This window comes from Streptomyces sp. NPDC024555 (assembly GCF_055559335.1).
This window is the reverse complement of record NZ_JBVHKV010000016.1, coordinates 143384-155921: the sequence shown is the minus strand read 5'-3', so window position 1 is coordinate 155921 and position 12538 is coordinate 143384. Positions and strand designations below refer to the sequence as shown.

Below are 12538 nucleotides of genomic sequence, written 5' to 3'. Positions count from 1 at the left end.
TAGACCTGCTCCGGACGCTGTGCGTGGCGTCGGGGGCATCAGAGACAGACTGTGCCCGGGGAAGTTCTCGGCACTTCAGGGCGTTTTTGCCCACATATGGGAGGCGGCATGACAGAGACGGCGAGCGGCCCGGCACGAGGTTCCCGCGGTAAGGGAGCCAAGTCGACTGCGACCAAGCAGGGCCTGCGTATCGAGCGCATCCACACCACCCCCGGCGTGCATCCGTACGACGAGGTGGTCTGGGAGCGTCGTGACGTCGTCATGACCAACTGGCGCGACGGCTCGATCAACTTCGAGCAGCGTGGCGTCGAGTTCCCCGACTTCTGGTCGGTGAACGCGGTCAACATCGTCACCAGCAAGTACTTCCGCGGGGCCGTCGGCACTCCCCAGCGCGAGACCGGTCTGCGCCAGCTGATCGACCGGATCGTGAAGACGTACCGGAAGGCCGGCGAGGACTACCACTACTTCGCCTCCCCCGCCGACGCCGAGATCTTCGAGCACGAGCTGGCGTACGCCCTCCTGCACCAGATCTTCAGCTTCAACTCTCCCGTCTGGTTCAACGTCGGCACGCCCCAGCCGCAGCAGGTCTCCGCCTGCTTCATCCTGGCCGTCGACGACTCCATGGAGTCGATCCTCGACTGGTACAAGGAAGAGGGGATGATCTTCAAGGGCGGCTCCGGCGCCGGCCTGAACCTCTCCCGCATCCGCTCCTCCAAGGAACTGCTCTCCTCCGGCGGCAACGCCTCCGGTCCGGTCTCCTTCATGCGCGGTGCCGACGCCTCCGCAGGAACGATCAAGTCGGGCGGCGCCACGCGCCGTGCGGCCAAGATGGTCATCCTCGACGTCGACCACCCCGACATCGAGAACTTCATCGAGACCAAGGTGAAGGAGGAGGAGAAGATCCGCGCCCTGCGCGACGCGGGCTTCGACATGGACCTGGGCGGCGACGACATCACGTCCGTCCAGTACCAGAACGCCAACAACTCGGTCCGTGTGAACGACGAGTTCATGAAGGCCGTCGAGTCCGGCGGGAAGTTCGGGCTGCGCGCTCGCATGACCGGTGACGTCATCGAGGAGGTCGACGCCAAGTCCCTCTTCCGCAAGATGGCCGAGGCGGCCTGGGCCTGTGCCGACCCCGGCATCCAGTACGACGACACCATCAACCAGTGGCACACCTGCCCGGAGTCCGGCCGGATCAACGGCTCGAACCCGTGCAGCGAGTACATGCACCTGGACAACACGTCGTGCAACCTCGCCTCGCTGAACCTGATGAAGTTCCTCAAGGACGACGGCAAGGGCAACCAGTCCTTCGACTCGGAGCGCTTCGGCAAGGTCGTCGAGCTGGTCATCACCGCGATGGACATCTCGATCTGCTTCGCCGACTTCCCGACCGAGAAGATCGGTGAGAACACCCGCGCCTTCCGCCAGCTCGGCATCGGCTACGCCAACCTCGGCGCCCTGCTGATGGCGACCGGCCACGCCTACGACAGCGACGGCGGCCGCGCGCTCGCCGGCGCCATCACCTCGCTGATGACCGGCACCTCGTACAAGCGCTCCGCCGAGCTGGCCGCTGTCGTCGGCCCGTACGACGGCTACGCCCGCAACGCCGAGCCGCACCAGCGCGTGATGAAGCAGCACGCCGACGCCAACGCCGTCGCCGTCCACGGCGACGACCTGGACAACCCGATCTGGGCCGCCGCGACGGAGGCCTGGCAGGACGTCCTCCGCCTCGGCGCCAAGAACGGCTTCCGCAACGCGCAGGCCTCGGTCATCGCGCCCACCGGCACCATCGGTCTCGCGATGTCCTGCGACACCACCGGCCTGGAGCCCGACCTCGCCCTGGTCAAGTTCAAGAAGCTCGTCGGCGGCGGCTCGATGCAGATCGTCAACGGCACGGTCCCGCAGGCCCTGCGCCGCCTGGGCTACCCGGAGGAGCAGATCGAGGCGATCGTCGCCCACATCGCCGAGCACGGCAATGTGATCGACGCCCCCGGCCTGAAGACCGAGCACTACGAGGTCTTCGACTGCGCGATGGGCGAGCGTTCCATCTCCGCGATGGGCCACGTCCGCATGATGGCGGCCATCCAGCCGTGGATCTCCGGCGCGCTCTCCAAGACGGTGAACCTCCCCGAGACGGCCACCGTCGAGGACGTCGAGGAGGTCTACTTCGAGGCGTGGAAGATGGGCGTCAAGGCGCTCGCCATCTACCGCGACAACTGCAAGGTCGGCCAGCCCCTCTCCGCGAAGACCAAGGAGAAGGAGAAGGAGGCCGTCACGGCCAAGGCCGAGGAGACCATCCGCACCGCGGTCGAGAAGGTCGTCGAGTACCGCCCGGTCCGCAAGCGTCTCCCCAAGGGCCGTCCCGGCATCACCACCTCCTTCACGGTGGGCGGCGCCGAGGGCTACATGACCGCCAACTCCTACCCGGACGACGGTCTCGGCGAGGTCTTCCTGAAGATGTCCAAGCAGGGCTCCACCCTCGCCGGCATGATGGACGCCTTCTCCATCGCCGTGTCGGTGGGCCTCCAGTACGGCGTCCCGCTGGAGACCTACGTCTCGAAGTTCACCAACATGCGCTTCGAGCCGGCCGGTATGACGGACGACCCGGACGTGCGGATGGCGCAGTCGATCGTCGACTACATCTTCCGCCGCCTGGCGCTCGACTTCCTGCCCTTCGAGACCCGCTCGGCCCTCGGCATCCACTCGGCCGAGGAGCGTCAGCGCCACCTCGACACCGGTTCCTACGAGCCGACGTTCGAGGAGGAGCAGCTGGAGGCCGAGAGCCGGGCCCAGTCGGCCCCCCTCCAGGCGGAGCCCCTGAAGGCCGTCGCCCCTCTCGAAACCCCCGCCCCGAAGACCGCGCACACCTCGGCGGAGCTCGTCGAGATGCAGCTCGGCATCAGCGCGGACGCCCCGCTCTGCTTCTCCTGCGGTACGAAGATGCAGCGCGCCGGCTCCTGCTACATCTGCGAGGGCTGCGGCTCGACCAGCGGCTGCAGCTGACAGCGGACGGAACCGCGTCCGATGCCTCGTTGAGCATCGGCTGCGGAGGTCACTGACCTGACGAGGCGAGAGGGAGCCGGCCACGCGCCGGCTCCCTCTCCCGCGTTGTCGGCCGGTGCCGATGCCGGTGCCGATGCCGAACGGTGCGGCGTGGGTCGGGGCCACGCGCCGTCACGGCAGGTCAGACGACCGAGGCCCGGAACGGGTCGGTGGGGACGATGCCCACCTCGTCGAAGAGCTGTTCCAGCGCCTCGTGCCCGTGCTCCCTGCGGAAGGCGATCTCGGCCGCGGTGACGGGCAGGACCCACAGGACGCGGGCGCGGCCGCGGGGGACGGGGCAGTGCTCCAGTCCGGGGCCGTGGAGGTACGGCAGACTGATCAGCAAGTGGTCGCAGGCGGAACCCGGCAGCCACGGCTCACCCAGAGGCATGCTGTGCTGGAGGCCGAGCGGGTGCCCGCCGCGGTGGTAGTACGCGGTCATCGCCATCAGATCGATGAAGCGCCGGTCACGGACCTGGGCCGTCATGAGGAACTCGAGACCGTGCTCCCCGGGACCGCTCACGGCGCCGCAGCCCGCGGTCACGTAGGCCCAGCCCGAGTCGCGCGGGCCGGGACCGACGACGAGCACCCGCAGACCGGGAAGCGCCCACCGCCGCTCCGGACCGACGTCGTAGTCGACGACTTCGACGGAGTGGCCGGCGAAGAAGTCCCGGACGTGCGACGTGACGGCGTCCGCCACCCCTGTCCACATGCCGTCGTTCATGGTGTGATCATCGCGGACGAGGGCGACGGCCGACTACCGGGGGCGTGCGACAGCGCGGACCGTGCGGTCGACGGTGCGCGGCCGGCCGCCGGTGTCCCGGCGCCGCCGCGCCCTCCCGGTCACGCTCCGGCCGGGCGGTTCCCCATGGAGGCTGCGAACGCATCGGCGTCCCCGTCGAATCCGCGGACCGTGTCCTGGAGCCGCCACGCCCCCGACGGGTCCCGGACGAACTCGGCGACCACGGCGGCCGTCGCTGCGCCGACGGACGAGAAGTCGTCCTCGGCGAGGACGGTGTACCCCTCGCGGATCTGCACACCGGTGTTCGCCACCTCGGCGAAGGTCCTTCGCCCGTCCCGCTGCTGTATGGCGACGCCGATGACGACCCGGCCGTACGACTCCGACACCCGGTGCAGCTCCACCGTCATGATCTCGTCGTAACCGAGGCCCTGCCCGGTCCTGCTGTCACGGTTGAGCGTGATCGTGCCGTCGGGAGCACGGCTGTCGAAGTGCACCAGGTACGCGGGGTCGCCGTACGGGTCCCCGGCCGGATAGGTCGCGGCGATGATGTCGAGGTCGTGATCGGGCTCGCCGTGGGGACTGGGATCCCATTTGAGCCGGATCTCGATCTTCTCGATGTCCTTGTTCGGAGTGCTCATCCGACTTCGCTCCTTCACACGGGGCCGTCGCTCCGGTTTTACCACCCGATGATGTCCGTAACGGACCGTGGAACCAACCGCCTTGGGTTCCAGGGGCGCATTCGGGCCACCGTGCTCCGGACCCCCGCGTGCCGGTGCTGACCGGTTCTGATGCACTCCGTCCGAGCGTGACCCATGCCACGTCCGGGGCCCGTACGATGGCGCAGTGCTGGTCAAGTGGATTCGCTGCAGCGTGGTGGACCGTCGTGGTTTCGAACGGGGGCAGCGGAAGTGGGCGGGGCTGCTGGGTGAGCCGGGTTTCCGGGGACAGGGCGGCGGCTGGAGCCGTACCCGGCCCGAGGTGGCGCATGTCTTCGCCTTCTGGGAGAACCGGGTCTTCTACGACTCCTTCATGGCACGCGGGCACGATGCCCTGGCCGCCGCGCAGTCCGGGACCTGCACCGATGTCCAGGTCAAGCTGTTCGAGCACCGCTTCGACGTGAAGACCGGCTTCGAGCCCCATTTCGGTGATGTCGACGTGATCAGGGTGGCGCACAGCACCGTGCACGAGGAGCGGGTCGACCACTTCGCGTTGATGCAGCAGCGGGTGTGGAACCCGGCGATGGCCGGATCGCCCGGGATGGTGCGCGGAGTGTTCGGCGAGGCACCCGGCCACGAGTTCCTGGTCCTGTCCATGTGGCAGTCCGGCGCCGAGCGCGGGAAGTACCGGCCGGGAAGCGTCGACCGGCTCTCGCAACGCGCCCAGCTGGAGGAGGACGTGGCCGCCCTGGCCGGCGACGTGGTCCAGCTCGAACCCTCGTGGACGGTGTGACGGAGGAGCTCTCCGCCGTCGCCACAGAGCGTCGAATTCCGGACAACTGCTCGAACGGCGCCGACTCGATCTAGGGTCGAGTCATGGCACGACCGCAACGCATCGTCCTCGTCCGGCACGGGGAGTCCGAGGGCAACGCCGACGACACCGTCTACGAGCGCGAGCCCGACCACGCGCTGAGACTCACCTCGACGGGACTGCGGCAGGCCCGCGAGACCGGAACACGGCTGCGCGAGCTGTTCGGCGAGGAGCGGGTCAGCGTGTACATCTCGCCCTACCGCCGCACCCACGAGACGTTCCGCTCCCTCGGGCTGGACCTGGAGCGGGTCAGGGTGCGCGAGGAGCCCCGGCTGCGCGAGCAGGACTGGGGGAACTGGCAGGACCACGACGACGTGCGGCTCCAGAAGGCCTACCGCGATGCCTACGGACACTTCTTCTACCGCTTCGCACAGGGCGAGTCCGGCGCCGATGTGTACGACCGCGTCGGCGCCTTCCTGGAGAGCCTGCACCGAAGCTTCGAGGACCCCGACCACCCGCCCAACGTCCTCCTCGTCACCCACGGACTGACCATGCGCCTGTTCTGCATGCGCTGGTTCCACTGGTCCGTCGCCGAATTCGAGTCGCTGTCCAATCCCGGCAACGGGGAGTCGCGGACACTGCTGCTCGGAAAGGACGGGCGGTACACCCTGGACCGCCCCTTCGAGCGCTGGCGCACACCTGAGCCCTACGGCATCACCGGATAGAGTGGAAACGATGACCGAATCCACTTCTGACCAGCGCGTGGAACGCGCCCTTGCCAGCCTGCGCGGCCTGTCCGTGGGAGACGCCCTGGGCTCCCAGTTCTTCGTGCCCGCCAACTATCCGCTCCTGAAGGACCGCGCGCTGCCGCCCGGTCCGTGGCAGTGGACCGACGACACCGAGATGGCCGCCTCGGTCGTGGCCGTGCTGCACCGGCACGGCCGCATCGACCAGGACGCCCTCGCCCACTCCTTCGCGATCCACCACGACTTCGACCGGGGTTACGGCCCCGCTGTGAACCGCCTCCTGAGGCTGGTCCGGGAGGGCGGCGACTGGCGTGAACTCGCCTCCGCGCTGTTCCAGGGCCAGGGATCGTGGGGCAACGGCTCGGCGATGCGCATCGCGCCCCTCGGCGCCTGGTACGCGGACGACCCCGAGCAGGCGACGCACCAGGCGGAGATCTCCTCGTACACCACGCACCAGCACCGCGAGGCCGTGGTCGGGGCGATGGCGGTCGCGGCCGCCGCGGCCCTCGCCGCCGCGCCCTCGGGCCCGCCCACGGCGACGGACCTGCTGGACGGCGTGATCGCCCTGGTGCCGCGCAGCGCGGTCGGCGCCGGGCTGCGCAGGGCCCGCGACATGCTGGACTACAACGACGCGGGCACGGTCGCCGCCGTCCTCGGCAACGGCCGCCGGACCAGTGCGCACGACACCGTCCCCTTCGCCCTCTGGTCCGCGGCCCGCGGGCTCGGCGACTTCGAGCAGGCCTTCTGGGTCACCGCCCAGGCGGGCGGAGACGTCGACACGACCTGCGCGATCGTCGGCGGAGTGGTCGCCGCCGGTACCACGGGCGCGCCTCCGGCGGCCTGGGTCGCCCAGACGGAGGACGTGCCCGACTGGACGACCGGGTAGCACCGGAACCGTTCCCGGTAGTACCTGAACCGCTCCCTCCCGGTGGTGCCCGGCCCGACGGGTCGGGCGTCGCCGCGGGGTCCGCACGCGCGACACCGGTGCGCGTCCGACTGTCACGGTCCTGCCACAGCCCCGCCTCGGACGGCTGACACCGTGCGCACAGGGTTACTCTTTCGGCCACGCCGCCCTCGGTGATCATCTCGACGGCGCGCATCGAATGAGACGCCGGGGGGCCGTGCAGCCAGAGGCCGCGCGAGCGGACCCCGGTGGGGAGGGGTCCCGTGTCCGATCACATACCAGAGCCGCCCCGGCCGGAGCGCGCGTCCACGCCGCCCGCCGTCCCGGGCCCGAACGACGCGGCGGAGCCGGTGTCCGCCCCGCCGCCGTCGCCGGTCCCGGCACAGACGGGGGGCGCGGCACCGTCACCGGCCCCGGCCTCCGGGCCCGCGCAGGAGGCGCGGGAAGCCGAGACGGTCCCGGCCCCGCAGCAGCCGCAGCACGGCGGAACGGAAGGCTCCGCCGCTGCGGCGTCGCTCTCCACGGCCGCGCCGACCGCCGACAACGCGCCGCCGCGCGTTCCCCCGGCCGCTGCTGCGTACAGTGCGGCGTCCCCGGCCCAGGAACCGCCGAGGATTCCCGCCTACGCCCGCCAGGAGCGACCGGGCGCCACCAAGGATCCCTGGGGCAGGCCGAAGGGAACCGCCCAGGCGACCCCGTCGGACATGACGCGGCTCCGCACGGGCGTGCCCGGCACCATTCCCGTCGGCACCCTCTGGTCCGCGCTCGCCACCGCGCTGCTGAGCGCCGCGCTGCTCGGCGACGGCATCGGTCTGAACCTGCTCGTCGTCGCGATCCCGGCAGCGCTCGCCACCTACTTCGCGGTCCGCCCGACCACGCGCCGACTGCGGCCCTGGACCGCCGTCTGGGCGGTCGGCGGACTCGCCCTGCTCGCCGTCCCGGCCCTCCGGGACGCCGGCTGGCCGAGCTTCCTCGCCATCGTGTCCGCCTTCGCGCTCGGTTCACTGGCGCTGCACGGCAGCCGCAGCTGGATCGGGGTCTTCCTCGGTTCGCTGGGGGTCCTGACCTCGGTCGCGGAGGCGCTGGGCTGGGCGGCACGGGGCATGCGCGCCCGGATGACCGGCTCCCGGGGCCGCTGGGGCGTCGTCCTGCGCTCCGCGGCCGTCGCGTTCGTGCTCCTCCTCGTGTTCGGCGCGCTCTTCGCGAGCGCCGACGCCGCCTTCGCCGACGTCCTCGGCGACCTGATGCCCGATGTGTCCATCAGCGACAGTCCGTGGCGCTTCTTCCTGGGCCTGCTGGGCCTCGTCGGTGCCCTCGCCGCCGCGTACACGGCGGCGGCGCCCGTGCGCTGGGACGGACTGACGACGGAACCGGGCAAGCCGCGGGGACGGCTGGAATGGGCCCTGCCGCTGATTGTCCTGAACCTGCTCTTCGCCGCCTTCCTCGCCATTCAGCTCACGGTGCTGCTCGGCGGCTACGACAAGGTGATGGCCGAGACCGATCTCAGCTACTCCCAGTACGCCCGCCAGGGCTTCTGGCAACTGCTCTGGGCCACACTGCTCACCCTCCTGGTCATCGCGCTCGCGCTGCGCTGGGCACCGCGCGGAGGCCCCCGCGACCGCACCCTCGTCCGGGGGGTCCTCGGCACGCTCTGTCTGCTGACGCTCGTCGTCGTGGCGTCGGCGCTGCGGCGTATGGACCTCTACGTCGACGCGTACGGACTGACACGGCTGCGGATCTCCGTGGCCGCCGTGGAACTCTGGCTGGGCGTGGTTCTCGTCCTGATCATGGCCGCCGGTTTCTTCGGAGCCCGCATGCTGCCGCGCGCCGTCGCGGCGAGCGCGGCCGTCGGAGTCCTGGTCTTCGGACTGGTCTCACCCGACGGCCTCATCGCCGAACAGAACGTCCAGCGCTACCGCGACGCCCACTCCATCGACATCGAGTACCTCCGCGGTCTCTCCGCCGACGCCGTCCCGGCCCTGAACACCCTGCCGGAACCCCTGCGTTCCTGCGCCCTGGAGGAGATCCAGCGGGGGCTGCTCGACTCGGACGAACCGTGGTACGCCACGAGCTGGGGCGAGGCCCGTGCCCGGGACATCCTGGGGGACTGGAAGCCCGTCCACCGTTTGCGGGACTGCGGAAGCCTGAGCACGGGCGACAACGGCGGGGACCGCGGCGGGAGCGACGAGACGTACGACCCCTACGACCCGTACTGATTCCCGCACGAACCGGCCCTTGCCCCGCCGGCCCGCCGGTCTTCCGGCGGGCCGGCGCGGTGTCTCCCCAGGCCGGCGCGACATCCGTGTCGGCCGGATCACCCGCCGCCGTCCGTACGCCTCTACGCGACCGGCCCCCCGGCAGCCGCGTTCCCGCTGAGCGCGTCCAGGTCGCTCTTGCGCACCCGGATCACCAGCACGGCCGTCAGCAGGGCGAGAACCGCCATGGCCACCGCCGCCAGGAAGGCGGTCGATATGCCCTGGGCGAGCACGGTGTGGCCCCAACTTCCGGGCAGCTCATGAGTTCTGGCGAACTCGGCCTTCTGCTCCGGCGACGCCTGTGCCAGGAACTTCGGGACCTGCTTCTCCGCCTCGTCGCGGCTGGCCGTGCCGAAGACGGTGACCAGGATGGACAGGCCCAGCGAACCGCCCACCTGCTGACTCGCGTTGAGCAGGCTGGAGGCGGCACCCGCCTCGTGCGGGGCGACGCCGGAGACCGCCGTCAGTGTGAGGGTCACGAAGTTCAGCCCCATGCCGACACCGAACACGAGCATCGGGCCGAGGACGCCGGAGAGGTACGAGCTGTCCGGCGAGATGAACGTCAGCCATATGAGGCCCACGCCCGTGAACGAGGCACCGGTGACCATGAAGGGCTTCGGGCCCAGCACCGGGAGGAAGCGCTGCGAGAGCCCCGCGCCCACCACGATCGCGACGGTCACGGGCAGGAACGCCAGACCCGCCTCGATCGGCGAGTACGCCAGCACGTTCTGCGCGAACAGCACGATGAAGAAGAACATGCCGAACATCGCGGCGGCCAGGCTGAGCATGATCACATACGTGCCCGAGCGGTTGCGGTCGGCGAACATCCGCAGTGGTGTGATCGGTTCCTTGGCCCGCATCTCGACAAGGACGAACGAGGCGAGCAGCAGCACCGCGGCGCCGAAGGATCCCAGGGTGAGGGAGTCCCGCCAGCCCTGTTCCGAGGCCCGGATGAAGCCGTACACGAGCGAGGCCATGCCGAGGGTCGACGTGAGGGCCCCCGCGATGTCGAAGCGGCCCGGGTGCTTCTCGGACTCGTTGATGTACATCGGGGTCAGGACGGCGATCAGCACACCGATCGGCACATTGACGAAGAAGACCCAGCGCCAGTCGAGCCATTCGGTCAGCATCCCGCCGCCGAGCAGACCGATGGCGCCGCCTCCCGCGGAAACCGCGGCGAACACGCCGAAGGCGCGGTTGCGTTCGGGGCCCTCGGGGAACGTCGTGGTGATGAGGGCGAGCGAGGTCGGTGAGGCGATGGCGCCGCCGATGCCCTGGAGCGCGCGGGCCGCCAGCAGTTGCCAGGGCTCCTGGGCGAATCCGCCGAGCAGGGAGGCGAGGGTGAAGACCAGGATGCCCGTCAGGAACACCCGGCGGCGGCCCAGGATGTCGCCGGCCCGGCCGCCGAGCAGCAGCAGACCGCCGAAGGTGAGTGTGTACGCGCTGAGGACCCACGACAGATCGGTGGTCGAGAAGCCGAGCGCGTTCTGGATGCCCGGGAGAGCGATGTTGACGATCGTCGAATCGAGCACAACCATCAACTGGCAGGCGGCGATGACGGCCAGGGCGATCCCGGGGCGGCCCTGTCGCCGCGCCGCACCCGGTGCGCTCCGTGCTTCTAACTGAGAGGTGGTCACTACGGTTCCCCCACAAATGAATTAGTGAACGCATCCGTTCACTGTTGCGTCTACGGTAGTGAATCCCCCTCAAGGAACGCAAGCGTTCACTGAGTCCTTCGTCGTCGCTCGGTGTCCCGATCCCCCGAACCGGCCGGCGGGCCCCCGCCCTCCCCGCGCCGGTTCGTCGAGTCACCCCGACCCGCCCCGTTTCCGATGGAGTGAAACTGATGGCTACTTCGCGATCGGCCGCCGCCGCCCGGCAGCCGGTGGTGTCCCTGCGCCGCCGCGGTCCCGTGCTGGAGCGCGCGATCCTCGACGCCGCCCTGGAGCGGCTCAGCACGGTCGGCTGGAACGGGCTGACCATGGAAGGGGTCGCGGCGGGTGCCCAGACCGGGAAGGCCGCCGTCTACCGGCGCTGGTCGTCCAAGGAGGAACTGGTCGCGGAGGCGCTCCGCAGCGCCCTGCCCCCGATCGGCGACGCCCCCGACGGGGGGAACATCCGCGACGACCTCCTCCAGCTCTGCTTCCGGCTCCGCGACGCGATGCTCTCCACCTCGGGCTCCGCGCTGCGCGCGGTCATTCACGAATGTGACGCCGACACCGCCGAGCGCTTCCAGTCGGTGATCCTCAACGGTGTGATCACTCCCTCCACCACCCTCATCAGGCAGGTGGTGAGCCGAGGCGTCGAACGCGGCGAGGTGCGACCCGAGGCCCTCTGCGAACTGGCCCTCGACGTCATCCCCGCGATGATGATGTACCGCGGCAAGGTGTGCGGGAGCGAATGGACGGACGAGGAGATCGCCGATCTGATCGACCGGGTCGCGATGCCCCTCTACCGCTCCGGTCCCGGCTGAGCCGGGCGGGCGGCCCGGCGCCGGCCCCGTCCCGGAGCACCCCGTCACCGCACGCGCCCCGGGTCCGCTCCCGGCCCCCGTCGGCACGGTGCGCGGGCCGCCGGACCGCGCCGCGTCTTCCCGGCCGCCCCGGGGTGTCGCCGACGTCCCCATCGGCGTACTCTTGCTGGCGCCATGCCGTACGAACCACCCACGCACACCGTCGAGCGCTCACTGCGCGCCACCACCGGTGCCAAGACCGTCGCCGGTGTCGACGAGGTCGGACGCGGAGCGTGGGCAGGTCCGGTCACCGTGTGTGCGGCGGTCACCGGCCTGCGCAGACCTCCTCCCGGACTCACCGACTCCAAGCTGATCACCCCCAAGCGCCGCGCGGAACTCGCTCCGCTGCTGGAGCGCTGGGTCACGGCGTACGGACTCGGTGACGCCTCGCCGGAGGAGATCGACGAACTCGGGATGACCGCCGCGCTCCGGCTGGCCGCCGTGCGCGCCCTGGAGGCGCTGCCGGTGCGGCCGGACGCGGTGATCCTGGACGGCAAGCACGACTACCTGGGCAGTCCCTGGCAGGTCCGCACCGTGATCAAGGGCGACCAGTCCTGTATCGCGGTCGCGGCCGCCTCGGTGATCGCCAAGGTCCGCCGGGACACGATGATGGCCGAACTCGGCGCGGAGTCCGGGGAGTACACGGACTTCGCCTTCGACGCCAACGCCGGATATCCGTCCCCCGTGCACCGGGCCGCGCTGGAGCGGAGGGGGCCCACGGCCCACCACCGCCTCTCGTGGTCCTACCTCGACGCGCTGCCCCGGTGGCGGCACCTCAAGAAGGTCCGTATCTCCGCCGAGGCGGCCGCACTGGAAGACGGGGGCCAACTCGGCTTCGACTTCTGACCGTGCGCACATCGCCCCCCGCCG

General features: G+C 70.5%; 10 protein-coding genes. 7 read left to right on the top strand and 3 right to left on the bottom strand.

What is annotated here, in order from left to right:
- Nucleotides 1-108 precede the first annotated feature (108 nt).
- A complete protein-coding gene (locus ACZ4FH_RS26805; protein ID WP_383646485.1) occupies nt 109-3003 on the top strand; it encodes a vitamin B12-dependent ribonucleotide reductase in 2895 nt (964 codons plus the stop codon).
- 181 nt (nt 3004-3184) lie between these two features.
- Here ACZ4FH_RS26805 and ACZ4FH_RS26800 read toward each other — a convergent pair whose 3' ends face one another.
- Both ACZ4FH_RS26800 and ACZ4FH_RS26795 read right to left on the bottom strand, forming a co-directional pair.
- Nucleotides 3185-3766 (bottom strand): suppressor of fused domain protein, encoded by a 582-nt coding sequence (locus ACZ4FH_RS26800; protein ID WP_467307973.1) that lies wholly within the window; start codon nt 3764-3766, stop codon nt 3185-3187.
- Nucleotides 3767-3885: 119 nt separating this feature from the next.
- A complete protein-coding gene (locus tag ACZ4FH_RS26795; protein ID WP_467307972.1) occupies nt 3886-4422 on the bottom strand; it encodes a TerD family protein in 537 nt (178 codons plus the stop codon).
- A 205-nt stretch (nt 4423-4627) separates the two neighbouring features.
- Between ACZ4FH_RS26795 and ACZ4FH_RS26790 the strand changes: the two genes are divergently transcribed.
- The 4 genes from ACZ4FH_RS26790 to ACZ4FH_RS26775 all read left to right on the top strand — a co-directional run bounded on the left by ACZ4FH_RS26790 (nt 4628) and on the right by ACZ4FH_RS26775 (nt 9117).
- Nucleotides 4628-5233 (top strand): YdbC family protein, encoded by a 606-nt coding sequence (locus tag ACZ4FH_RS26790; RefSeq protein ID WP_467307971.1) that lies wholly within the window; start codon nt 4628-4630, stop codon nt 5231-5233.
- Between the two features lie 83 nt (nt 5234-5316).
- Complete coding sequence (locus tag ACZ4FH_RS26785) at nt 5317-5976, top strand: histidine phosphatase family protein (protein WP_383646473.1); 660 nt, start codon at nt 5317-5319, stop codon at nt 5974-5976.
- 10 nt (nt 5977-5986) lie between these two features.
- Complete coding sequence (locus ACZ4FH_RS26780; RefSeq protein WP_467307968.1) at nt 5987-6883, top strand: ADP-ribosylglycohydrolase family protein; 897 nt, start codon at nt 5987-5989, stop codon at nt 6881-6883.
- Nucleotides 6884-7605: 722 nt separating this feature from the next.
- Complete coding sequence (locus ACZ4FH_RS26775) at nt 7606-9117, top strand: DUF4153 domain-containing protein (RefSeq protein ID WP_467307967.1); 1512 nt, start codon at nt 7606-7608, stop codon at nt 9115-9117.
- Nucleotides 9118-9239: 122 nt separating this feature from the next.
- Here the strand turns inward: ACZ4FH_RS26775 and ACZ4FH_RS26770 are convergent, their stop codons facing one another.
- Complete coding sequence (locus tag ACZ4FH_RS26770) at nt 9240-10793, bottom strand: MFS transporter (RefSeq protein ID WP_467307966.1); 1554 nt, start codon at nt 10791-10793, stop codon at nt 9240-9242.
- 209 nt (nt 10794-11002) lie between these two features.
- On the opposite strand from ACZ4FH_RS26770, the gene ACZ4FH_RS26765 reads away from it, so the two are divergent.
- Together ACZ4FH_RS26765 and ACZ4FH_RS26760 are read left to right on the top strand one after the other, a co-directional pair.
- Nucleotides 11003-11629, top strand: a complete 627-nt coding sequence (locus tag ACZ4FH_RS26765) for a TetR/AcrR family transcriptional regulator (RefSeq protein ID WP_467307964.1) — start codon at nt 11003-11005, stop codon at nt 11627-11629.
- Nucleotides 11630-11803: 174 nt separating this feature from the next.
- On the top strand, nt 11804-12514 hold the full coding sequence (locus ACZ4FH_RS26760) for a ribonuclease HII (RefSeq protein ID WP_383646456.1): 711 nt from the start codon (nt 11804-11806) through the stop codon (nt 12512-12514).
- Nucleotides 12515-12538 lie beyond the last annotated feature (24 nt).